The organism is Streptomyces lydicus (genome assembly GCF_001729485.1).
In the GTDB taxonomy this organism is placed as follows: domain Bacteria; phylum Actinomycetota; class Actinomycetes; order Streptomycetales; family Streptomycetaceae; genus Streptomyces; species Streptomyces lydicus_D.
Window position 1 is genome coordinate 3287740 of the sequence record NZ_CP017157.1, and the last position, 22084, is coordinate 3309823.

A 22084-nucleotide genomic window follows, 5' to 3' on the forward strand; every position below is an offset into this window, starting at 1 on the left:
CACGAATGCCCTGCTACCGGCCTGTTCGATCACGGTTCACCTGCATGGCTCACACATCTCGCGCCCCCCGTGTGTGGCGGCCACGATCGAATCCGGGGCGCCTTCCGGATCACCGGGCCGGCCGCCCCCACCATCCGGCTCAGTCACCCGGATCGCACCGGAACTGACGACGCACCACAGGGGCCGTCGGGCCCCGAAGGAGATGCGTAGACGATGACAACGCTGTCGGAACGAATATCCCAGTCAGCCTTCGACGGCTCCCGGCTTCGGGTCGTGCTGCTCCTGGACCTCCATGACGGAGCCCAGCAGCGCTTCCTGGAAGCCTACGAGCACCTGCGCAACCAGGTCGCGTCCGTCCCCGGGCACATCACCGACCAGCTGTGCCAGTCCATCGAGAACCCCTCGCAGTGGCTCATCACCAGCGAGTGGGAGTCCGCCCCGCCGTTCCTCGCCTGGGTCAACAGCGAGGAGCACGTCAAGATGGTCCAGCCGCTGCACTCCTGCGTCCGCGACACCCGCTCGCTGCGCTTCAGCGTCCTGCGCGAGACCTCCAACGTCGCCGCGCTCGCTCCCGAGCCCCCCAAGGGCCGGCTGCAGGCGAACCCCCGGGTCGGTGACGGAGTGGTCCGGCACGCGCTGACCTTCACCGTGAAGCCCGGCAGCGAGGACAAGGTCGCCGAGATCCTCGCCGGCTACACCTCCCCGGAAGCCCGCGTCGACGACACCACCCGGCTGCGCCGCACCTCCCTGTTCATGCACGGCAACCGCGTGGTGCGCGCCGTCGAGGTACAGGGCGACCTGGTCGCCGCGCTGCGGCACATCTCCCGCCAGCCCGAGGTCCGGGCCGTCGAGGAGGCCATCAACCCGTACCTGGAGCAGGACCGCGACCTGAGCGACCCCAACTCCGCGCGGGTCTTCTTCACCCGGGCCGCGCTGCCCGCGGTGCACCACGTCGCCGCGCACGGCACGCAGCCCACGGGCGTACGGCGGCACGCGCTGTACTACCCCGCCAAGGAGGGCTGCGGAATGGCGCTGGCCAGGATGCTGGCCCGGCAGGACGAGCTGGCCGCCGACGACCCGGGGTGCCCGGTCGCCGGCAGCACGATCTTCCAGCGCGACGACATCGTCGTCCGGCTCATCGACCTGCGGATCCCCCTCGACAGCGACCCCATGCTGTCGCTCGGTGTGCGCGGCCCCCGCAAGACGGCCGTCCTGCGGCGGCTGCTCGACACCGACGCGGCTGGTCAGCTGTCCAGCGACCGGGAGTTCGCGAGCTTCCTGTCGCGCTCCGACATGGCCCTGATCACCGACCGCCGGGCCTCGGACTCCTGACCGCACTCGGTCCGCAGCAGGACTCCCCCCACTCAACCGCCGGCATCACGCCCCTGGAGGAATCAGCCATGACCACGCACCGCCCACGCATCGTGGACCTCAGCGAGACCCAGCCCAACCGCCGGCGCGGAGGTGATCTGCGCGCCATGCTGACACCCAGCGCGGTGGGCGCCACGAGCGGCTTCATGGGCATGGCACTCGTCCAACCCGGCGAGCGCATCGGCGAGCACTACCACCCGTACTCCGAGGAGTTCGTCTACGTCGTCCAGGGCGCGCTCGAAGTGGACCTGGACGGCGAGGCGTACCCGCTGCGCCCGGACCAGGGGCTGCTGATTCCCCCCTATATGCGGCACCGGTTCCGCAACGTGGGGGACGTCGAGGCCCGGATGGTCTTCCACCTCGGTCCGCTGGCGCCGCGCCCCGAGCTCGGCCACGTCGACACCGAGGGCACACAGGAGAGCACCCCGGCCGCCCCGCCCGAACGCACGGAGCCGGTGTCATGACCCGCCGCGTGGCGGTCACCGGCGTCGGGATCGTCGCGCCCGGCGGTGTGGGAGTACCCGCCTTCTGGGACCTGCTGTCCGCCGGCCGTACGGCGACCCGTGGCATCACCCTCTTCAACCCCGAGGGTTTCCGCTCGCGCATCGCCGCCGAGTGCGACTTCGATCCGCGTGCCCACGGGCTGAGCGAGGATCAGATCGCCCGCTCGGACCGGTACGTGCAGTTCGCCCTGGTCGCCGCCGACGAGGCGCTGCGCGACGCCGGCCTGGACACCGGAAAGGAAGACCCCTGGCGCATCGGGGTGTCCCTGGGCACCGCGGTCGGCGGCACCACGCGGCTGGAGCACGACTACGTCGCCGTCAGCAGCCGCGGGCAGCGCTGGGACGTCGACCACCGGCCGGCGGGCCGCTACCTGGAGCGGGCGTTCTCCCCGAGTTCGCTCGCCTCCGCGGTGGCCGAACGGGTCGGTGCGCACGGCCCGGTGCAGACCGTTTCCACGGGCTGCACCTCCGGCCTCGACGCCATCGGCTACGCCTTCCAGTCCATCGAGGAGGGCCGGGTCGACGTCTGCGTCGCCGGCGCCTCGGACTCGCCGATCTCCCCGATCACGGTGGCCTGCTTCGACGCCATCAAGGCGACCTCCGCGAACAACGACGACCCCGCCCACGCCTCCCGGCCGTTCGACGCCCACCGCGACGGATTCGTCATGGGGGAGGGCGGCGCCGTGCTCGTCCTGGAGGAGCTGGAGCACGCCCGGGCGCGCGGCGCGACGGTGCACTGCGAGATCCGCGGCTACGCCACCTTCGGCAACGCGTACCACATGACCGGGCTCACCCAGGAGGGCCTGGAGATGGCCGAGGCGATCAACCGGGCGCTCGGCCACGCCAAGGTCGACGCCACCCAGGTCGACTACGTCAACGCCCACGGGTCGGGCACCCAGCAGAACGACCGGCACGAGACCGCCGCGGTGAAGCGGTCGCTGGGCAAACACGCCTACAACGTGCCGATGAGCTCCATCAAATCCATGGTGGGCCACTCGCTCGGCGCGATCGGCGCCATCGAGATCGTCGCCTGCGTGCTGGCACTGACCCACCAGGTCGTGCCGCCGACGGCGAACTACGAGACCCCGGACCCGGAGTGCGACCTGGACTACGTGCCCAGAACGGCACGGGAGCTGCCGCTGCGCTCGGTGCTGTCGGTCGGCAGCGGCTTCGGCGGATTCCAGTCAGCGGTGGTACTGACCCGACAGGGCGGGAGGGCAGGATGAGATCCCCCAAGGAAAGACGCTCGGTCGTCACCGGCATCGGCGTCATCGCCCCCAACGGGGTGAGCACCGAGTCGTTCTGGAAGGCGACCGTGGAGGGCGTCAGCGTCCTGGACCGGGTGACCCGCGACGGGTGCGAGCACCTGCCGCTCAAGGTCGCCGGCGAGGTGCGCGGCTTCGACCCGGCGGACCTGATCGAGGAGCGCTACCTCGTCCAGACCGACCGGTTCACGCACTTCGCCATGGCGGCGGCCAACCTCGCGCTGGACGACGCCCGGCTCGGCCGTGCCGACTACGCCGACTCCCCGTTCGCGGTGGGCGTCGTGACGGCGGCCGGCTCGGGCGGCGGCGAGTTCGGCCAGCGGGAGCTGCAACGGCTCTGGGGCCAGGGCTCCCGGTACGTCGGCCCGTACCAGTCCATCGCCTGGTTCTACGCGGCCAGCACCGGACAGATCTCCATCCGCGGCGGCTTCAAGGGCCCCTGCGGAGTGGTCGCCAGCGACGAGGCGGGCGGCCTGGACGCCCTGGCGCACGCCTGCCGCACCATCCGGCGCGGCACCGACGCCGTCGTCGTGGGCGCCGCGGAGGCGCCGCTGGCCCCCTACTCGGTGGTGTGCCAGCTCGGTTACGAGGACCTGAGCAGCCTTGACGACCCGGTGCGGGCCTACCGCCCGTTCACCCGTGACGCCTGCGGATTCGTGCCCGCCGAGGGCGGCGCGATGCTGGTCGTCGAGGAGGCCGCGGCGGCCGAGAGCCGCGGCGCCACCCCCCGGGCCGTGCTCCTGGGACATGCCGCGACGTTCACCGGGGCCTCGCGGTGGGAGGAGTCCCGCGCGGGACTCGCCCATGCGATCCGCGGTGCGCTGGAGGACGCGCAGTGTGCCCCGGAGGAGATCGACGTGGTGTTCGCCGATGCGCTCGGTGTCCCCTCGGCCGACCGGGCCGAGGCGCTGGCGCTGGCGGATGCCCTGGGCCGGCACGCCGACCGGGTTCCGGTGACCGCACCCAAGACCGGTACCGGGCGGGCGTACTGCGGTGCTCCCGTCCTGGACCTCGCGGCCGCGGTGCTCGCCATGGAGAACGGCGTGGTGCCGCCCACCCCCAACGTCGTCGACGTCTGCCACGACCTTGACGTGGTGACCGGCCGGGCCCGGCCCGCCGAGTTGCGGACGGCGCTGGTGCTGAGCCGGGGGCTGATGGGTTCGAACGCGGCAATGGTGCTGCGGCAGGGCCCGACGCCCCCCTCGTGAGAAGGAGAACCGCACATGACCGCTCAACTGACGCTCAACGAGCTGGCGGCGCTGATGAAGTCGGCCGCCGGCCTCACCGTCGACCCGAAGGACCTGGCCAACCGCGCCGACATGTCCTTCGCCGAGTTCGGCCTCGACTCGCTGGGGCTCCTCGGGATCGTGGGCGAGCTGGAGAACCGGCACGGCCGGCCGATGCCGACCGACGCGGAGCGCTGCAAGACGCCGCGCGACTTCCTCGCCCTCGTCAACACGAACAACGACCGTGCCAACGCCGACAAGGCGACCGTGCCTACGACAGGAGCTTGACATGCCCGGCCACACCGAGAACGACATCACCATCGCGGCGCCCCTCGACCTCGTCTGGGACCTCACCAACGACATCGAGAACTGGCCGAAGCTGTTCAGCGAGTACGCCTCCGTCGAGGTGCTCTCCCGGGAGGGCGACAAGACCACCTTCCGGCTGACGATGCACCCGGACGAGAACGGCACCGTGTGGAGCTGGGTCTCCGAGCGGGTCATGGACCGCGCCAACCGCACCGTCCGCGCCCGCCGCGTGGAGACCGGTCCGTTCGAGCACATGGACATCCACTGGAAGTACGCCGAGATCCCGGGCGGCACCTCGATGCACTGGACCCAGGACTTCGCGATGAAGCCCTCGGCGCCGGTGGACGACAAGGGGATGACCGAGCTCATCAACCGCAACTCCCGGATCCAGATGGAGCTCATCCGGGACAAGATCGAGCAGCGGGACCGCGAGATGCGTTCCGCCGTCGTCAACTGACAGGACGCGGCGCCGCGTCCGGACCACCGTCCGGCGGCAACGAAGGGAATGTCCCGATGCATCACGCTCTGATCGTCGCTCGCATGAAACCCGGTACGGCTCCGGACATCGCGGAGGTCTTCCGGACCTCCGACCGTACGGAACTGCCGCACCTGGTCGGCGTCAAGCGGCGGACCCTCTTCCAGTTCGGTGACGTGTATCTGCACCTCATCGAGTCCGACCGGCCGCCGGGGCCGGAGATCGCCAAGGTCACCGAGCACCCCGAGTTCCGCGCGGTGAGCGACAAGCTGTCCGCTTTCGTCAGCGCGTACGACCCGGAGACCTGGCGCAGTCCCAAGGACGCGATGGCCCACCAGTTCTATCGCTGGGAGCGCGACGGCAGCGGCTGACGCGCGGGCGGGGCCGGGGCGATCCCCCGGCTCACGCGCCCGCCCGGGAACGGGCATGGCCGTCCGGCGAGGAGAAGCCTCCTCACCGGGCGGTCCGCCGTTCCCGGGCGTCGTCACGGCACGGCCTCCGTCACGCCGGGACGGTGCACTCGAAGGCGTGCAGATACGGGTTGACCTCCAGGATGGCGCCGACCTCCAGCCCGGCCTCGCCCATCCGGCCGACCAGGCTCGCCTTGGAGTGCTTGGCGCCGCCGACGTTGAGCAGCAGCAGCAGGTCCATGGCGGTGGTGAACTTCATCGAGGGACTGTCGTCGACGATGTTCTCGATGATCACCACGCGGGCGCCGGGACGGGCCGCCTTGAGGACGTTGGCCAGCGTCCGGCCGGTGCTCTCGTCGTCCCACTCCAGGATGTTCTTGATGATGTAGACGTCGGCCTGGACGGGGATCTCCTCGCGGCAGTCGCCCGGCACGATCTGGACCCGCGAGGCGAGCGCGCCGCCGTCGCGCAGCCGCGGGTCCGGGTTCGCCACGACCGTGGGCAGGTCGAGCAGCGTGCCCTTGAGCCCCGGGTGCTTCTCCAGCAAGCTGGCGAGGACGTGGCCCTGGCCGCCGCCGATGTCCGCCACCGACGACGCCCCGGAGAGGTCGAGCAGCTTGGCGACGTCCTCGGCGGACTGCTTGCTGGAGGTGGTCATGGCCCGGTCGAAGACCTGCGCCGACTCCCGTGCGTCCTCGTGCAGGTACTCGAAGAAGCCCTTGCCGTACAGCTCGGGGAAGACGCTGCGGCCCGAGCGCACCGCCTCGTCCAGCCGGGGCCAGGCTTCCCAGGTCCACGGCTCGGTGCACCACAGTGCGATGTACCGCAGGCTGTTGGGGGCGTCCTCGCGCAGCATCCGGGACATCTCGGTGTGGACGTACTTCCCGTCCTCGGTCTCCGCGAAGATCCCGTAGCAGGACAGTGCGCGCAGCAGCCGCTCCAGCGGCCGCGGCTCGGTGTGCACCGCGGTGGCCAGCTCCTGCGCGGTGGCGGGCCGGTCGTCGAGCGCGTCCGCGACGCCGAGGCGCGCCGCGGCCCGTACGGCCGCGGCACACGCGGCTCCGAAAACGAGCTCCCGCAGCCGCATCGCCGACTGGGGGGTGGGACTTACGGTGGTCATTCCGCCTCTATTCTCCCGTGGGAAGTCAGCACAGACGGGCCGGCTCCGAGGTCCGGCACACATTGCGGATGAATCGGTTCCCCTTGCCCGCGGCGTCCTTGTTCAGCAGGTCCGCGGGCTTGTTGCGCAGCACGATGTTGTCGACGATGACATTGCGTTCGTTCAGCGCGTTGACGAAGCTGTGGAAGAGGACGACGCCGCCGGACAGCGGGGACCTGCCGCGGTTGTCCTTGATCAGGTTGTGCCGTACCAGCGCCCTCTCGGTGCCGGTGAGGACGATGCCGGAGCCCTGGAGGAAGGGCAGCCGCTTGGTGGCGGGGCAGTGCTTGTTGTTCCGGGAGATGTCGTTGTCCCGTACGGTCAGCGCGCCGGCCCGGGGACGCGACTCGTCGCCGACGATGAAGACCCCGCCGCAGTTGCCGGTCATGGTGTTGTGGCTGACCGTCAGGTTCCTGACCCGTCGCACCGTGACCCCGATCCGGTTGCGGGTGAGGCGGTTCTGGCTGATCAGCGCACCGCGGGTGTCGGTGGCACCGCCCTCCTCCTTGACCGTGTTGGCGAGGAAGATGCCCGAGTCGCCGTTGCCGGTGACGTAGTTGTCCCGGATCACCCCGCGGGTGGACTTCTCCTGCGCGATGCCCCACACGCCGTTCCTGCGGGCGGTCACCTCGTGGACGGACATCCGGTCGGTGCCGGAGGCCCAGATGCCGTTCCGTTTGAAGCCCTCGACGGTCAGCGAGCGGATGCTGACGTCCCGGAGGGGACGCTTGTCGCGGCTGAGGACGCAGATGCCGCTGCCGTCCTGCCCGCAGGCGTTCTCCGCCCGGGTGCCGGCCGGCGTGATCACGGTCTTCTTGCCCGCGCCGACGAGGCGCAGCCGGGACTTGTCGATCAGCACGCTCTCGCGGTAGACCCCCGGCCGCAGGATGATCGTGTCGCCCGGCCGCGCCCGGTCCACCGCGCGCTGGATCGATTCGCCGGGGCGGACGACGAGCCGGCTGTCGGCGTCGCAGGGGGCGGCCGCGCCCAGTCCGCCGGCCAGCACCGCCGCGACGCAGCCCATGTATGTCATCTGTCGTAGCGCCATGAGGCGAAGCTATGGGCGATCACCACCGCTCGCCACACGGAGTGAGCCGATGACGACGGTGCGTGCGGCGGCCAGCTTTCGACACGCCGTCAGCTTCGCTGCCCGGCCCCCCGCCGGGCGACCCATCAGCCCCGGTCAGCGGGGGCGGAAGGGGGCTGGTCGGGGGTGTCGTCCGGATCGGCGGACGGGGGACACCCGTCCGGCCCCGCCTCGGCTGACCGGGCATCGGACGGCGCGCCGGGCCGGTCGTCGCGGACGGCGTCCGACGGGGTGTCAGCCGGCGTCTCCGGCCCCGCCTCGATGAGTAACGCCGCGAGGCTGGTGGGCAGGAACCACGGACGGACGTGGAAGACGGTCATGGACGATAAACGCACGGAGTCGGCCCGACGACACCCGTCCGCGGCCGGTGTGCCCGCTTCATCACCCCAACGGCCGCCGCCGGCCGGGCTCCTGCCGTCCGGGGCGGTCAGCGGGCCCGCGCCACCGCCGCCTCGATGCCGTCCAGCACGACCCCGAGCCCCACCTCGAAGGTCGTGCGCGCCTCGCGTTCCAGATACGGCACGGTGTCGTCCGTGACCGGCGCGGCGCCCTCGGTCTCCAGGCCGACCAGGAGCGGGAAGCGCTCCGCGAAGTCGGGGGCCACCTCCTGCAGCACCCCGGACCGGGCCGGCCACCACTCCTCGTCGGACACCCCGGTCGACGCGGCGGCCAGCCGCGACTCCGCGACGGTCTGCACGGCGCCCCGCACGAAGTGGGTCAGCGTCCCCACCACCCGCCGCAGCACCGCCGGGCCCAGCCCCGTGGCGTGCAGCACGCGCAGCAGCGCCTCCATGGCGCGGTACTCGTTCGGGCCGAGCACCGGCCGGGCCTGGGAGACCTGCAGTACCCAGGGGTGGCGCAGGGAGAACTCCCAGGTGTCCTCGGCCCAGGAGGTCAGCGCGGCCCGCCAGCCCGCCGTGAGGTCGTAGTCCGCCGGCAGTTCGGCCAGCACCTGGTCGTACATCAGGTCCACCAGCTCGCTCTTGCCGGGGACGTAGGTGTAGAGCGCCATCGCGGTGCGCCCCAGGCGCTCGCCGACGGCGCGCATGGACAGGGCCGCCATGCCCTCGGCGTCGGCGACGGCGATCCCGGCGTCGACGATGACGTCCACGCTCAGCGCCGGCTTGGGGCCCGGCCCGCGCTTCGCGTCCGTCCCGCGCCCGCCCTCCGCGCGCCACAGCAGCGTCATCGAACGGCGGGGGTCGCCCTGGCCGGCGAATACCACCACTTGCAGTCTCCTTACGGCGTAAAGTAATGTCCTCACGCTAACTCTTTACGGTGTAAGGATATCAGTCCCGTTTCCCGAACTCCGCCTACCGCAAGGAGGATCCGATGGCGGCCGAGCCCGTCGCGCTCATCCACGTCACCGACATCCGGCGGCTCACCCCGCACATGGTCCGGATCGGCTTCGCCGGGGAGGGCCTGGACGACTTCCGCACCTGGCCGGACCAGCAGCTCAAGCTGATGTTCCCCAGGCCCGGCCAGGCCGCGCCCCGGCTGCCCGACGTGCCCGCGGACGGCGACCAAATGCGCTGGTACCAGGCGTTCCTCGCCCTCCCCGAGGACGAACGGCCGTGGATGCGCAGCTATACGGTGCGCTCCTACGACCCCGTACGGCAGCGGATCACCGTCGACTTCGTGCTGCACGGCTCCGCACCGGCGGACGATCCGGCGAGCGGCCCGGCGACCCGGTGGGCGGCCACCGCGAGGACCGGTGACACCCTCGCCCGCTACGGCCCGTCGGCGCTCTACGCCCGTCCGCTGCCGCTCGGCACCGCCGACTGGCTGCTGCTGGCCGGCGACGAGACGGCGCTGCCGGCCATCGGTTCCCTCGTCGAGGCGCTGCCGCCCGGCACCCGCGCGCTGGCCTGTGTGGAGGTCGCCGACGCGGCGGAGGAGCAGCACCTGACCACGAAGGCGGATCTCACGGTGCACTGGGTGCACCGCGACGGCGCCCCGCCCGGCTCCGGCGACGCCCTGCCCGCGGCCGTCCGCGCGCTGGCCTTCCCGGCCGGCACGCCGTTCGCCTGGCTGGCCGGGGAGGCGGGCACGGTGCGCACGCTCCGCCGCCACCTCGTCGAGGAACGCGGCATCGACAAGCGGCAGATCGACTTCACCGGCTACTGGCGGGCGCGGCTCTCCCAGGACGACGCCCCCACCGAGGCCGACCTCGCCGAGGCGCGGGAGCGGGCCGCGGACGCCGCCCGCGCCCGGCGGGACTGACCCCTGAGGGGGCGTCGGATCAGCGCGCCCGCTCCGCCGCGCTCCGCTCCACGCAGAACTCGTTGCCCTCGACGTCGGCCATCGTCGCCCACCCCGTGCCGTCCGGCCGGCGGTGGTCGGCCACCAGGGTCGCGCCCAGCGCCAGCAGCCGCTCGACCTCCTCGTCCCGGCTCCGGTCCTGCGGCTGGAGGTCCAGATGCACCCGGTTCTTGACGGTCTTGGTGTCCGGCACGGAGACGAACAGCAGCGCCCCGCCCGCGGTGGTGACGGTGGCCTCCGGATCTCCCGGGAAGTCGTCCTCGGCCAGCGATCCGTCCAGCACCTCCGCCCAGAAGCGCGCCAGGCGGTAGGCGTCGGAGCAGTCGATCGTGAGGTGACGTATCAGTGAAGTCATGCGCGTCACTATGGGATTGACGGCCGGTCCTGTCCACGTGTTTCCCGGCGCGCGCCGCCTTCCCGTACGGCGCCCGGGCGGTGTCCCCGCGGCAGGCGCCGGAGGCCGTTTCGCCCACGGCCATTCAGGTGGCCCGCCCTCGTCGTCTAGAGTTGTGGAAATCCGCAATTCAACAGATGACGCGAGGGCCGGGCGGCCTGGACGCGGAGGACATGCGTGGGCGGTTTCGCCGATTCGGCAGGGCAACGGATGCGCACGGCGATCAGGGCACAGTGGGGCGGGGCGCAGGGGCCGCGCCGGGCGGGCACGGCAGCGGCCCGGACCGGAGCCGGCGTGATGCCGGCGGCCGTAGCCGGGTGACGGCGGATGTCCGGCGCACCGCGACGTAAAGGACCGCCGCCCTGGCGGGCGGTCCGCTCCCGCACCTGCATACCCACCTCCTCCGGGCCGGGCGCCACCCGCCCCTGCCGGGGCCGCCCACCGGGGCGGGGACCCCTGCGCGGAGCCCGCGGTCACGGCCGCGGCTGCCCGGAGACCTTCGCCCGGCACCGCACCCCGCCGCGCTGCGGGGTCCGGCGGCCCCGCACGACCGCGGTCCGGCCGGGCGCCCAACTCGCGCGGCTGCCCGCCACGGTGCTGCTGACCCAGCCGGCACGCACCCCGCGCAGCCTGCTGCGGCAGGTGCTGCTCGCCGTCGTCGTCACGAACCTCGTGCTGGTCTTCCTCGCCCTCGTCGTCTACCTCGGGCGGCACGCGGGGACCTGACGGACCCACGGATCAGGACCGGACGGACACGCCCCGGCCCTCCCCGGCGACCGGAGCCCGTGCCGCCGTCCCGCCCCGGCCGGCGCCGCCCGGACGCGCCCTGACCCGCCACAGCCAGCCGATGTCCCGCCCGAACGACCAGGCCAGCAGCGCCAGCGCCACGGCCACCGCGGCCGCCGCCGACGCCCGGGGCAGGATTCCGGCGCCGGCCACGACGAGCACGATGCCCTGCAGTGCCGCCACCGTCTTGCGGGCCATGCTGTGCGGCAGCGCGCCGCGCAGCCACGGCAGCACCCAGGACGCCGCGACGAACGCGTACCGCATCAGGCCGATCGCCAGCACCCAGGCACCCAGCGGCACCGCGACGTACACGCAGAGCACCAGGATGAGGAAGGCGTCGACCTCCATGTCGAAGCGTGCCCCCAGCGCGGTCGCGGTACCGGTGCGCCGGGCCACCTGACCGTCGACCGCGTCCAGGACCAGCGCGACGGCCGCCAGCGCGACCAGCACCGCGACCGGCGGCCGCCGCTCGAAGGAGTCCGCGACCAGGGCGGTCACCCCGCCGACCAGGATCGTCCGGGCCAGCGTGACGCGGTTCGCGGGGCCGAACGCCCCGGTCCACGACCGGCGCAGCGCGAGGGTCAGCACCACCCAGGTGACCACCGCGAACGCGGAGCCCGTCAGCCACCCCGTGGTGCCCATGCCGACCGCCCGGCAGAGCACCTCCAGTACCAGCAGCTGCACGCCCATCCCCGCCGTGGTGTCCGGTGCGAACGGCCTTGTGTCGTAGCGCTCTTGTACGGCCACCGTGCCTCCCTCGACTTGTGGCGCAGTCGATGGGCGCCGCGTATGGTGTCGGCGTCCTCATGATCTCCAGCATCAACGAACCCCCGTCGTAGCGTCCAGGAGGATCCCGATGCCGCGCGTCGCTTGTGCCTTTTGGCTAAGCGCTCCAGGTCGGGGCGCGATCCGTACGGAGCCGCTGCCGGAGCCCGGCCCCGACGAGGTGCTGGTGCGCACGCTCTGCTCCGGGGTGAGCCGCGGCACCGAGACCCTGGTCTTCCGCGGCGGTGTGCCCGAGAGCCAGCACGAGGCGATGCGCGCGCCCTTCCAGGACGGCGACTTCCCCGCCCCGGTCAAGTACGGCTACCTCAACGTCGGCGTCGTCGAGGAGGGACCGCCCGCGCTGCGCGGCCGCACGGTCTTCTGCCTCTATCCGCACCAGACGCACTACGTCGTCCCGGCGAGCGCCGTCACCCCCGTACCGGACGCCGTGCCCGCCGCCCGCGCCGTGCTGGCGGGCACGGTGGAGACCGCGGTGAACGCCCTGTGGGACGCCGCGCCGCTGGTGGGGGACCGGGTCGCGGTGATCGGCGCGGGCATGGTCGGCTGCAGCGTCGCGGCCCTGCTCGCCCGCTACCCGGCGGTGCGGGTGCAGTTGGTCGACGCCGACCCGGCGCGCGCGGCCACCGCCGAGGCGCTGGGCGTCGACTTCGCGCTGCCCGCGGACGCCCGCGGCGACTGCGATCTCGTGGTGCACGCCAGCGCCACCGAGGAGGGCCTGGCCCGCGCGCTGGAACTGCTCGCTCCGGAAGGCACCGTCCTCGAACTGAGCTGGTACGGGGACCGGCGGGTCAGCCTGCCGCTGGGGGAGGCGTTCCACTCCCGCCGGCTGGTGGTCCGCAGCAGCCAGGTGGGGGCCCTCTCCCCGGCCCGGCGGGCCCGCCGCAGCTACGCCGACCGGCTCGCGCTCGCCCTCGAACTCCTCGCCGACCCCGCCTTCGACGCGCTGGTCACCGGCGAATCCGCCTTCGAGGACCTGCCGTCGGTGCTGCCCCGGCTCGCCTCCGGCGACCTGCCGGCGCTCTGCCACCGCATCCGGTACGCGCCGTCGGACGGATCGTAGGAGCGCCCCGGAGGCAGCATCGCAAACCGGCCCGAACCGCCCCCCACGACCCCTCGCCGACACCGTCCCGAGACGCCCGCCGACACCCGCACTGAGACCGACATCACACCGGAGGAACGCCCGTGTTCAGCATCACCGTCCGCGATCACCTGATGGTCGCGCACAGCTTCCGGGGCGCCGTCTTCGGGCCCGCGCAGCGTCTGCACGGCGCGACCTTCATCGTGGACGCCACCTTCCGCCGCCCGGAGCTGGACGCGGACAACATCGTCGTCGACATCGGCCTGGCCACGCAGGAACTCGGCGGTGTGGTCGGTGAGTTGAACTACCGCAACCTCGACGACGAGCCGGCCTTCGCCGGCGTCAACACCTCGACCGAGGCCCTGGCCAAGGTCATCGCCGACCGGCTCGCCGAGCGCGTCCACGCCGGCAACCTCGGCGAGAGTGCCCGCGAACTGACCGGCATATCGGTCACCTTGCATGAATCGCACATCGCCTGGGCGACCTACGAGCGCACTCTGTGACGCACACCGGCGCCGGCCCGGCGGCCGACCGGCTGGTGCACGTCCTGCTGCCCGGCGGGGTCGACGACCCGACGGCGCCCAGCGGCGGCAACCGCTACGACCTGCGGGTCTGCCGCGACCTCCCGGCGACGGGCTGGCGGGTGCGGCGCTCCGCGCTGCCCGGCGACTGGCCCCGGCCGGGCCCCGAGGACGGCAAGGGGCTGGCCCGCCGGCTGGCGGCGCTGCCCGACGGCGCGGTGGTCCTGTGCGACGGACTGGTCGCCTGCGGCGTCCCCGAGATCGTCGTCCCCGAGGCCGCGCGGCTGCGGCTCGCCGTCCTGGTGCATCTGCCACTGGGCGACGAGACCGGGCTCGACGCCGGGACGGCCGCGGACCTGGACGCCCGCGAACGCCGCACCCTGCGGGCCGCGTCCGCGGTGGTGGCCACCAGCGAAGGGGCCGCCCGCCGGCTCGTCGCCCACCACGGGCTGGCCGCCGAGCGCGTCCACGTCGCCCGGCCGGGAACCGACCCGGCGCCGCTCGCGCCCGGCACCGACGGCTGCGGCGCGCTGCTGTGTGTCGCCTCGCTCACCCCGCGCAAGGGGCAGCACCGGCTCATCGACGCCCTGGCCGGCGTCGCCGACGCCTCCTGGAGCTGCACCTTCGTCGGCGGGCCCGGCCGTGACCGGACATACCCGGACCAACTACGCAGCCGGGTCGCCGCGTTCGGCCTCGACGACCGCATCGTCTTCACCGGGCCGCTGGCCGGCCCCGAGCTGGCCGCCCGTTATGCGGCCGCCGACCTGCTGGTGCTGCCCTCGTACGCGGAGACCTATGGCATGGTCGTCACCGAGGCGCTGGCGCGCGGAATCCCGGTGCTGGCGACGGCCGTCGACGGCGTACCGGAAGCGCTCGGGCGGGCGCCCGACGGCAGCCTGCCGGGCCTGCTCGTCCCGTCCGCCCCACCGGCCGCGCTGGCCGGGGCGCTGCGCGACTGGCTCGACGGACCGCAACTGCGCGACCGGCTGCGGAGATCGGCGCGCGACCGGCGTGCCATGCTGGAGGAGTGGGAGATGACGTCGCACAGTCTGGCCGGAGCGCTGGAACGGCTTCGGCACGTACCCCGGAGCGCCCGATGAACGCGGTGGGCAGCCCTCGATTCGCCCCGCGCTGGCTGGAGTTGCGCGAGCGCGCCGACGCCGCGGCCCGCGCGCCCGAGCTGCTGCGCCCGCTGCAGGCGTGGCTGGCCGGGCGGTCCGGGCCGCCCGGCCTGGTGATCCGCGACCTGGGCTGCGGCACCGGCTCGATGGCGCGCTGGCTCACCGTCCGGCTGCCCGGCCCGCAGCGCTGGGTCCTCCACGACCACGATCCCGACCTGCTCGCCCTCGCCGGCACGCGCATGCCGGGAACGGCCGCCGACGGCACCCCCGTCACCGCCACCACCGCGCCCGGCGACCTGGCCGCCCTCACCGCCGCCGACCTCGCCGGCACCTCCCTGGTCACCGCCTCGGCGCTGCTCGACCTGCTGACCGTCGAGGAGGTGGAGGCGCTGGCCGAGGCGTGTACCCGGGCCGGCGTACCGGCGCTGCTGGCGCTCTCCGTCGCCGGCCTGGTCGAACTGGCCCCGGCCGACCCGTTCGACGAGACGCTGACCGACGCCTTCAACGCGCACCAGCGGCGCACCGACCACGGCCGGACGCTGCTCGGCCCGGACGCGGTGGCGGCGGCCGTCACGGCCTTCGAGCGGCGGGGCGCGCGGGTGCAGGTCAAGCCGAGTACCTGGCGGCTGGGGTGTGCGGAGTCCGCGCTGATCGCCGAGTGGCTGCACGGCTGGGTCGGCGCCGCGCAGGCCCAGTGCCCGGAGCTGGCACCGGCGGCCGCGGCGTACCTGGGCCGGCGCCTCCAGGAGTGCGCGGCGGGGGAGTTGCAGGTCGCGGTGCACCACACCGATCTGCTGGCCCTGCCCGGGGGCGGCGGGTGAACCGCCCCGGCTGGGGGGCCGGCCTGCGGATGCTCGCGGGCGCGGGCATCCTGGCCGCGCTGGTCCAGCACCTGGGCTCCGCCGCCTTCCTGGCGGGCTTGCGCAGGATCGACCCCGGCACGCTCCTGGCGGCGCTCGGCATCGGCCTGCTGACCACGGTCTTCAGCGCCTGGCGCTGGTGCCTGGTGGCCCGCGGGCTGGGCCTGCGGCTGCCGTTGGGACCGGCCGTGGCGGACTACTACCGGGCGCTGTTCCTGAACGCGGCGCTGCCCGGCGGCGTATTGGGCGATGTCCACCGCGCGGTCCGGCACGGTCGCTCCGCCGGCGACCTCGGCCGGGGCGTCCGCGCGGTGATACTGGAACGCACCGCGGGCCAGTTGGTGCTGGTCGTGGCCGGGGCGGGGGTGCTCGTCCTCCGGCCGTCGCCGGTGCTGGCGCCGGTCGCCCACCTGCTCGCCTCGCCCGCCGTGGCGGTGTCCGCCGCCGCGGCGGTGTCGGCCGTCCTCGCGGCCGGGTGGTGGCTGCGCCGACGCCGGGGCGCCTCGCGCGGCGAACGCGCCCTGCGCAGGGTGCTGTCCGAGGCCCGCCGGGGCCTGCTCGGCCGGGACGTCTGGCCCGGCGTCGCGCTCTCCTCCGTCGTGGTGCTCGCCGGCTACCTCGCGATGTTCGTCCTGGCCGCCCGGGTCGCCGGCGCCACCGCGCCCACGGCCGAGCTGGTGCCGCTGGTGGTGCTGGCGCTGCTCGCGATGGCGCTACCGCTGAACATCGGCGGCTGGGGGCCCCGCGAGGGCGTTGCCGCCTGGGCCTTCGGCGCCGCCGGGCTGGGCGCGGCGCAGGGCCTGACCAGCGCCGTGGTCTACGGCGTCCTCGCCTTCGCGGCGAGCCTCCCGGGCGCCGCGGTGCTGCTCCTGCGACGCCTCGCCCAGCCACGCGTCGCCGACCGCCCGCAGGTCCAGCTCGAAAAGCGTGTCCTCGCCGAGCAGGGCGCGTCGCAGCGGAGGGCGTAGCGCCTCGCGCATCACCGGTGTACCGGCGAACCGCAGCCCGGGGACGCCGTCGCCGAGCAGCACCGGCGCCACGGTGAGATAGAGCCGGTCCAGGGCCCGTTCCCGCAGGAACCGCGACACCGTGACGCCGCCGCCCTCGACCAGCACCCGGCCCAGTCCGCGCCGTGCCAGCACCGCGAGCAGCCGCCCCGGCGCGAACGCGGCGGGGTCCGGCAGCACGAGCACCTCCACCCCGTCGCCCACGGCGGCCCGCCGCGCGTCCGGCCCGACCACCCACAGCGTGGGCGCGGCACCGTCGGTGAACACGCCCCGGTCCAGCGGCACCCGGCCCCGCGGATCGAGCACCACCCGCACCGGGTTGTCGCCCGTACAGGCGCGCACGGTCAGTCGGGGGTCGTCCGCCACCGCGGTACCGGCCCCGACGACCACCGCGTCGGCGAGCGCCCGCAGCCGGTGCAGATGGCGGCGGTCGGCGGGCCCGGTGACGTAGTCGGCGTCGCCGGTACGGGTCGCTATGAAGCCGTCCAGGCTCTGCCCGAGCTGCGCGAACGCGTACCGGGGGCCGGCCAGGCACAGCGGCAGATAGCGCTCGACGAGTTCGGCGGCCTCGGGCGAACGGGCCCGTTCCCCGCCGGCCCCGGCGTCGCCGTCCGGCCCCAGTCCGGCGGCCCGGGCCTCGTCGGCCGTACGGATCTCCCGCAGCCGTTCCCAGGCCGTCGCGGCGTCCAGCACCTCAGTCCTCCGTGCGGACATCGTCGCGGCCTCCGGTTTCCGCCGGCACCGCGAACAGCGCGGCGTATTCCCCGAATGCCCCGACCAGACCGGCCAGCAATTCACGGCCCTTCGCGGCGGAGGCGCGCGACGGCCGGCCGATGACCCCGGATGCGGTATAGGCCGACATTCCCAGCGTCAGCAGATGCTTCCGGTCATCGGCGTCGCAATCCGCCGTTTCGTAGCCGTCCCTGACCAATTCGGGATGGGCGTGCAGCAGAATCGAGGTCTCGACCTCACCGGCGTGCATATCGCTGTGCGCGGGTGTCCGCACACCGGCCCGGTCGCGTGCCGCGTCCCAGTCGCCCGAGCCCGGGAAGAGCGCCATCCGTACGCCGCTTCCCGCGGATTCCTGCACCACATTGCGCAGTACGTAATTCCCGCCGTGGCCGTTGACCAGAATCAGCGTGCCGATGCCGGACCGGCGCAGCGATGCGGCGATGTCCGTGACGACCGCGTGGAGGGTCCGCGCCGAAATGCTGACGGTTCCCGGCCAGTCCGCGTGCTCCTGCGAGCAGGACACGGTCAGCGGCGGCAGCAGCAGGACCGGGTGCGCGGCGGCCAACTCCCGGGCGACGGTGCAGGCGATGACGGTGTCGGTGGTCAACGGCAGGTGAGCCCCGTGCTGTTCGAAGCTGCCGATGGGCAGGAGCGCCATCAGCGGCCGCCGGGCCCGTATGTCCTCGGTGGTGTCGGCCGGCAACAGGCCGCTGCCCGCCGTCGGTTGTCCCGGAGCGGTCATGGTGTGCTGCCGCCTTTCGTCGCCGGCCCTGCGCTTCATGGGCCTCGCAGCATACTTGTTGCCATTCTGAGTGATCTCTGCCCATCGATTCCCCACGCGGGTACCATCGCGCCATGACCGACCCCGACGATGTTGCCGGCAGCGGCCGCGACGTGGCCGTCGCATTCGATGACGCCCAGAAACCGTACGTGGAACGGGTGGTGGAGGTCCGGCTGCCCACCACGTACGGCGAATTCCTGGCGGTCGGCTATCTCGACCTTCGCAGTGGAATCGAGCAAGTCGTGCTCGTCCACGGTGAGGTGGCGGGAACAGCCGTGCTGACCCGGGTGCATTCGGAATGCCTGACCGGTGATGTGTTCTCCTCCACGCACTGCGAATGCGGTGACCAATTGTCCGCCGCGCTGCGCGCGATCGTGGCGGCCGGGCGGGGCGTGCTGGTCTATCTCCAGGGCCACGAGGGCCGGGGGATCGGGCTGCTGGCCAAGCTCCGGGCGATGAGGCTTCAGGAGGAGGGGCTGGACACGGTCGAGGCGAACATCGCGCTCGGGCTGCCGGTCGACGCCCGGGAGTACCGCGTCGCGGCGGAGATGCTGCGGGACCTCGGGGTGCGGTCCGTACGCCTGCTGTCCAACAATCCGCGCAAGCGGGCGGCGCTGCTCCGGCACGGCATAGCCGTCGCGGAGCAGGTGCCGCTGCTGATGGAGCCGCGGGCGGAGAACATCCGCTACCTGCGGGCCAAGCGGGAGCGGCTCGACCACGACCTGCCGCATCTGGACGGCCTGCACGGCCTGAGCTGACGCGGTCCGGTGCGGTCCGCCCGAGGGGGTGGCGCCCGCTGACCGCGGGCGGGCACGGAGGCTGACCGGAACCCTTCAAAATTCACCTGTCGCTTCATCTACACATAAAGCCGACATAAGCGCAAAATAAAGGTGCGTGGTCAGATGCCGCGCGGAAAACCGGCCAGGCTTGTGGATGAAGGAGGCGAGTCGCATGGCCGACGTCTCACACCACAGGGGAGATCTCGCAGGTCACCCCGATGCATCTGAGATGCAGGCGCGATACGAGCGGGTTCTCGGCGGACGTGACGTGGTACTCGTCGACGGACCGGTGTTCCTGGTCGGCCTGTACTGCGCCGCTTCCCCGTGGATCGTCCACTACGCGGCCGCGCAGCCCGCGCTCACGACCCACAACCTCATCCTCGGGATCGCGATCGCCCTCCTGGCGGTCGGCTTCACCGTGACCCCCGAGCGGATGTACGGCCTGAGCGGTGCGATGTGCGCGATCGGCGTATGGATGATCATCTCGCCGTGGATCGTCGGCACCGGCGCGGACGCCGGTGTCATCTGGAACAACATCATCATCGGCGCCCTGACGTTCCTGTTGGGTGCCACCTGTGTCGCCGTGACGTCGAAGAGCCGCCGGGCGACATGACGCGCGCTCCCCGTCACGGGGCGTGAGGGAACTGTCGGTCCGCTTGCCGTCTCCGGGCGGGAAGCGGACCGGCGGTCCGTGCGGCCGGCCCGCTCGACGCGCCGGCGCGCTGCGCGTAACGGCCGCTACGGCCGCCGGCCCGGCCCGCCGCCCGCCAGGTGGGCCGCCAGCCCGGCCAGCACCAGTCCGCCCGCGAGCAGCAGACCGTGTGCCAGTACGAGCCCGGCGGCCAGGCTGACGGCCGCGGCTGCCGGGACCAGCCGGCCGAGGCCGCGGTGGCGGGGCCCGGCCGGGCGGCCGGTCCACGGGGCGCGGAGGTGCGGCGAGGGAGCGGCGTCGTGCCGGAAGCGTTCGGCGAGCTCGCCGAAGGGCCGGTCGTCGTAGGGGGACAGTGGCGTCCCTCCTCTCCCGGGCGGAGGCCGCGCCGTAGGGATCACCCAACCAAGGGGGCGTGACAACGCCACCTGCCCTGTTGTGCCCGGCGGGGCCCCGCCCCTAACGCCGGGCGGCGCCTCGTCCAACGATCGTGGCGCTCCGGCGACTTCGGCGCCGGGGTGGCGCGGGGGCTGCCGCGTCGCCGCTCCGGTCCGCGGGGCTCCCGGGCCGGGCCCGGAACCCGGCCCGGTGCGCCCGGCCGGTGCCCGCCGCGCACGCATGCGGCCGTCGGGCAAATTGGGTTAAATCGGTTGCGTGGGGTATTGGCTAGGCCACCCCGGAGAGGTAGCGTCCCGTGACCGCTCTGCCCGTGGATGATCACGAAGATTTCGCCGATGCCGACCGCGGCTTCATCGCCGCGCTCGATCCGCCCGAGATCACCATGGACGACGGCCGGGTGGTCTGGAACGCCGAGGCGTACGGCTTCCTCGCCCAGAACCGCCCCGACGCCGCGCACGAGAGCCTGTGGCGCCAGGGCCGGCTGGTCAGCCGCCAGGGTCTGTTCGAGGTCACCGACGGCATCTACCAGGTCCGCGGTCTGGACTTCGCGCACATGACGCTGGTCGAGGGCGATCACGGGGTGATCGTCATCGATCCGCTGCACTCCGTCGAGACCGCCGCCGCGGCGCTGGAGCTCTACCGCAAGCACCGCGGCGACCAGCCGGTCACCGGCCTGATCTACACCCACTCGCACCGGGAACACTTCGGCGGCGCCCGCGGCGTACTGCCCCACGACCACCACCCCGTGCCGGTGCTCGCGCCGGCCGGCTTCCTGGAGCACGCGGTCGGCGAGCACCTGCACGCCGGCCCCGCGATGCGCCGGCGGGCCGTCTACGCCTACGGCGACGGACTCCCCAAGGCGCCGGACGGCCAGATCGGCTGCGGCCTCGGCGCCACCCGCTCCACCGGCACCGTGACCCTGGTCCCGCCGACCGTGGACATCACCCGCACCGGTCACGAAGAGATCCTCGACGGTGTCCGCCTCGTCTTCCAGCTCACCCCGGGCGCCGAGGCACCCGCGGAGATGAACTTCTGCCTCCCGGCCCACCGGGCGCTGTGCCTGGCCGAGAACCTCACCCACACCCTGCACCAGCTCCTCCCGCTGTACGGCGGTGCCGTCAGCGACGCCCGGGCCTGGTCGCGTCACCTGGGCGAGGCGCTCGCCCTCTTCGGTGGTGAGGTGGAGGTCGCCTTCGCCTGCCACCACTGGCCGACCTGGGGCAAGGAGCGCGTCACCGCCCTGCTGGCCGAGCAGCGCGACCTCTACGCCTATCTGCACGACCAGACCCTGCGGCTGCTCAACGAGGGGCGCACCGGCCCCGAGATCGCCGAGGAACTGCGGCTGCCGCCGGGCCTCGCGCGGGGCTGGGCGCACCGCGGCTACTACGGTTCGGTCAGCCACAACGTCAAGGCGATCTCCCAGCGCTACCTGGGGTGGTTCGACGGCAACCCCGCCCACCTGTGGGAGCACCCCCCTGCCGAGCAGGCCAAGCGCTACGTGCACGCCCTGGGAGGCGTCGAGGCCACCGTGGACGCGGGCAAGCGGTACGCCGCCGACGGCGATCTGCGGTTCGCCGCCACCCTCCTCAACCACGCCGTCTTCGCCGATCCGAAGAACCTCCGCGCCCGCCGCGCACTCGCCCTGGTCTACGAACGGCTGGGCCACGGCAGCGAGAACGCCGTCTGGCGCAACTGCTACCTCACCGGCGCCATGGAACTGCGCGGCACCCTCGCCGAACCGCCGCCGGACACCGCCGGTCCCGAGACGGCCGCGCTGCTCACCGTCGACCAGCTCCTCGACGCGCTCGCCCTCCGCGTCGACGGCCCACGCGCCTGGTCCACGGCACTGGCCCTGGACCTCTACCTCCCCGACGAGGACCGGACCTGGCAGCTGACGCTCTCCAACGGGGCCCTCACACACGTCAGTTCGCCCGGCGTACCCACGCCCCGCGACGACCGCCGCCCGGACCTGACGCTCACCCTCACCAAGCCCCAGCTGGTCGAACTCCTCGCCGGCCAGGGCCCGACCGGGGCCGCGCAGGACGGCGAGACCGGAGCGCTCCACCAGCTACTCGGCCTGCTGAGCACCCCCCACCCCACCTTCCCCCTCGTGACCCCCTGACCGGC

General features: G+C 73.2%; 25 protein-coding genes and 1 pseudogene. 17 read left to right on the forward strand and 9 right to left on the reverse strand.

The features are described 5' to 3' along the window. The first annotated feature begins 213 nt into the window (after positions 1-213). From SL103_RS14170 to SL103_RS14200, 7 genes are all read left to right on the forward strand, one after another. A complete protein-coding gene (locus SL103_RS14170; RefSeq protein ID WP_069569202.1) occupies positions 214-1332 on the forward strand; it encodes a SchA/CurD-like domain-containing protein in 1119 nt (372 codons plus the stop codon). Between the two features lie 68 nt (positions 1333-1400). Next, the gene (locus SL103_RS14175) at positions 1401-1835 is read left to right on the forward strand and encodes a cupin domain-containing protein (protein WP_069569203.1); all 435 of its coding nucleotides are present in this window, start codon (positions 1401-1403) and stop codon (positions 1833-1835) included. After that, a complete protein-coding gene (locus tag SL103_RS14180; protein WP_069569204.1) occupies positions 1832-3100 on the forward strand; it encodes a beta-ketoacyl-[acyl-carrier-protein] synthase family protein in 1269 nt (422 codons plus the stop codon). Before SL103_RS14175 ends, SL103_RS14180 begins: the two co-directional genes overlap by 4 nt. Further along, complete coding sequence (locus SL103_RS14185) at positions 3097-4347, forward strand: ketosynthase chain-length factor (protein ID WP_069569205.1); 1251 nt, start codon at positions 3097-3099, stop codon at positions 4345-4347. The genes SL103_RS14180 and SL103_RS14185 overlap by 4 nt, the downstream gene beginning before the upstream one ends. Positions 4348-4362: 15 nt before the next feature. Beyond that, positions 4363-4653 carry an acyl carrier protein gene (locus tag SL103_RS14190; protein ID WP_069569206.1) on the forward strand — a complete coding sequence of 97 codons (291 nt, stop codon included), beginning with the start codon at positions 4363-4365 and terminating at the stop codon, positions 4651-4653. A 1-nt stretch (position 4654) separates the two neighbouring features. Beyond that, a complete protein-coding gene (locus SL103_RS14195) occupies positions 4655-5128 on the forward strand; it encodes an SRPBCC family protein (protein ID WP_033268580.1) in 474 nt (157 codons plus the stop codon). Positions 5129-5184: 56 nt separating this feature from the next. Beyond that, entirely contained in the window at positions 5185-5517 is a 333-nt protein-coding gene (locus tag SL103_RS14200; RefSeq protein WP_069569207.1) for a TcmI family type II polyketide cyclase, read from the forward strand. 130 nt (positions 5518-5647) lie between these two features. Here SL103_RS14200 and SL103_RS14205 read toward each other — a convergent pair whose 3' ends face one another. From SL103_RS14205 to SL103_RS14220, 4 genes are all read right to left on the reverse strand, one after another. Beyond that, positions 5648-6676: a methyltransferase gene (locus SL103_RS14205; protein WP_069569208.1), complete on the reverse strand. Its 1029-nt coding sequence runs from the start codon at positions 6674-6676 to the stop codon at positions 5648-5650. A 25-nt stretch (positions 6677-6701) separates the two neighbouring features. Then, positions 6702-7763 carry a right-handed parallel beta-helix repeat-containing protein gene (locus tag SL103_RS14210; RefSeq protein WP_069569209.1) on the reverse strand — a complete coding sequence of 354 codons (1062 nt, stop codon included), beginning with the start codon at positions 7761-7763 and terminating at the stop codon, positions 6702-6704. 125 nt (positions 7764-7888) lie between these two features. Further along, positions 7889-8122 (reverse strand): hypothetical protein, encoded by a 234-nt coding sequence (locus SL103_RS14215; protein ID WP_069569210.1) that lies wholly within the window; start codon positions 8120-8122, stop codon positions 7889-7891. A 107-nt stretch (positions 8123-8229) separates the two neighbouring features. Then, complete coding sequence (locus SL103_RS14220) at positions 8230-9030, reverse strand: TetR/AcrR family transcriptional regulator (protein WP_069569211.1); 801 nt, start codon at positions 9028-9030, stop codon at positions 8230-8232. Between the two features lie 104 nt (positions 9031-9134). Between SL103_RS14220 and SL103_RS14225 the strand changes: the two genes are divergently transcribed. Next, positions 9135-10025, forward strand: a complete 891-nt coding sequence (locus tag SL103_RS14225; protein WP_069569212.1) for a siderophore-interacting protein — start codon at positions 9135-9137, stop codon at positions 10023-10025. A gap of 19 nt (positions 10026-10044) precedes the next feature. On the opposite strand, the gene SL103_RS14230 is transcribed toward SL103_RS14225, so the two are convergent. Further along, complete coding sequence (locus SL103_RS14230) at positions 10045-10419, reverse strand: VOC family protein (protein WP_069569213.1); 375 nt, start codon at positions 10417-10419, stop codon at positions 10045-10047. Positions 10420-10785: 366 nt separating this feature from the next. On the opposite strand from SL103_RS14230, the gene SL103_RS14235 reads away from it, so the two are divergent. Next, the gene (locus tag SL103_RS14235) at positions 10786-11184 is read left to right on the forward strand and encodes a hypothetical protein (RefSeq protein WP_069569214.1); all 399 of its coding nucleotides are present in this window, start codon (positions 10786-10788) and stop codon (positions 11182-11184) included. A gap of 12 nt (positions 11185-11196) precedes the next feature. On the opposite strand, the gene SL103_RS14240 is transcribed toward SL103_RS14235, so the two are convergent. Then, positions 11197-11991, reverse strand: a complete 795-nt coding sequence (locus SL103_RS14240; RefSeq protein WP_069569215.1) for a CDP-alcohol phosphatidyltransferase family protein — start codon at positions 11989-11991, stop codon at positions 11197-11199. A gap of 109 nt (positions 11992-12100) precedes the next feature. On the opposite strand from SL103_RS14240, the gene SL103_RS14245 reads away from it, so the two are divergent. The 5 genes from SL103_RS14245 (at position 12101) to SL103_RS35985 (ending at position 16578) form a co-directional block, all read left to right on the forward strand. Further along, a complete protein-coding gene (locus SL103_RS14245) occupies positions 12101-13090 on the forward strand; it encodes a zinc-dependent alcohol dehydrogenase (protein ID WP_069569216.1) in 990 nt (329 codons plus the stop codon). A gap of 122 nt (positions 13091-13212) precedes the next feature. After that, positions 13213-13611 (forward strand): 6-pyruvoyl trahydropterin synthase family protein, encoded by a 399-nt coding sequence (locus SL103_RS14250; RefSeq protein ID WP_069569217.1) that lies wholly within the window; start codon positions 13213-13215, stop codon positions 13609-13611. Continuing rightward, on the forward strand, positions 13608-14729 hold the full coding sequence (locus SL103_RS14255; RefSeq protein WP_069569218.1) for a glycosyltransferase family 4 protein: 1122 nt from the start codon (positions 13608-13610) through the stop codon (positions 14727-14729). The genes SL103_RS14250 and SL103_RS14255 overlap by 4 nt, the downstream gene beginning before the upstream one ends. Continuing rightward, positions 14726-15571 (forward strand): trans-aconitate methyltransferase, encoded by an 846-nt coding sequence (locus tag SL103_RS14260; protein ID WP_069569219.1) that lies wholly within the window; start codon positions 14726-14728, stop codon positions 15569-15571. The genes SL103_RS14255 and SL103_RS14260 overlap by 4 nt, the downstream gene beginning before the upstream one ends. Next, the gene (locus SL103_RS35985; protein ID WP_099055416.1) at positions 15568-16578 is read left to right on the forward strand and encodes a lysylphosphatidylglycerol synthase transmembrane domain-containing protein; all 1011 of its coding nucleotides are present in this window, start codon (positions 15568-15570) and stop codon (positions 16576-16578) included. The genes SL103_RS14260 and SL103_RS35985 overlap by 4 nt, the downstream gene beginning before the upstream one ends. A gap of 105 nt (positions 16579-16683) precedes the next feature. Here the strand turns inward: SL103_RS35985 and SL103_RS14265 are convergent. Together SL103_RS14265 and SL103_RS14270 are read right to left on the reverse strand one after the other, a co-directional pair. Further along, positions 16684-17331: pseudogene (locus SL103_RS14265) on the reverse strand (RibD family protein); the annotation flags it as partial. Then, positions 17312-18091, reverse strand: a complete 780-nt coding sequence (locus tag SL103_RS14270) for a creatininase family protein (RefSeq protein WP_069569221.1) — start codon at positions 18089-18091, stop codon at positions 17312-17314. The gene SL103_RS14270 and the pseudogene SL103_RS14265, both read right to left, overlap by 20 nt. 188 nt (positions 18092-18279) lie before the next feature. Here SL103_RS14270 and ribA point away from each other — a divergent pair, with 188 nt between their 5' ends. Both ribA and SL103_RS14280 read left to right on the forward strand, forming a co-directional pair. Next, complete coding sequence (ribA, locus tag SL103_RS14275; protein ID WP_069573706.1) at positions 18280-18888, forward strand: GTP cyclohydrolase II; 609 nt, start codon at positions 18280-18282, stop codon at positions 18886-18888. A 193-nt stretch (positions 18889-19081) separates the two neighbouring features. Further along, complete coding sequence (locus SL103_RS14280) at positions 19082-19522, forward strand: SPW repeat protein (RefSeq protein ID WP_069569222.1); 441 nt, start codon at positions 19082-19084, stop codon at positions 19520-19522. A gap of 125 nt (positions 19523-19647) precedes the next feature. Here SL103_RS14280 and SL103_RS14285 read toward each other — a convergent pair whose 3' ends face one another. Next, positions 19648-19959 carry a hypothetical protein gene (locus SL103_RS14285; protein WP_069569223.1) on the reverse strand — a complete coding sequence of 104 codons (312 nt, stop codon included), beginning with the start codon at positions 19957-19959 and terminating at the stop codon, positions 19648-19650. 293 nt (positions 19960-20252) lie between these two features. Here SL103_RS14285 and SL103_RS14290 point away from each other — a divergent pair, with 293 nt between their 5' ends. Beyond that, entirely contained in the window at positions 20253-22079 is a 1827-nt protein-coding gene (locus SL103_RS14290; RefSeq protein ID WP_069569224.1) for an alkyl/aryl-sulfatase, read from the forward strand. Positions 22080-22084 lie beyond the last annotated feature (5 nt).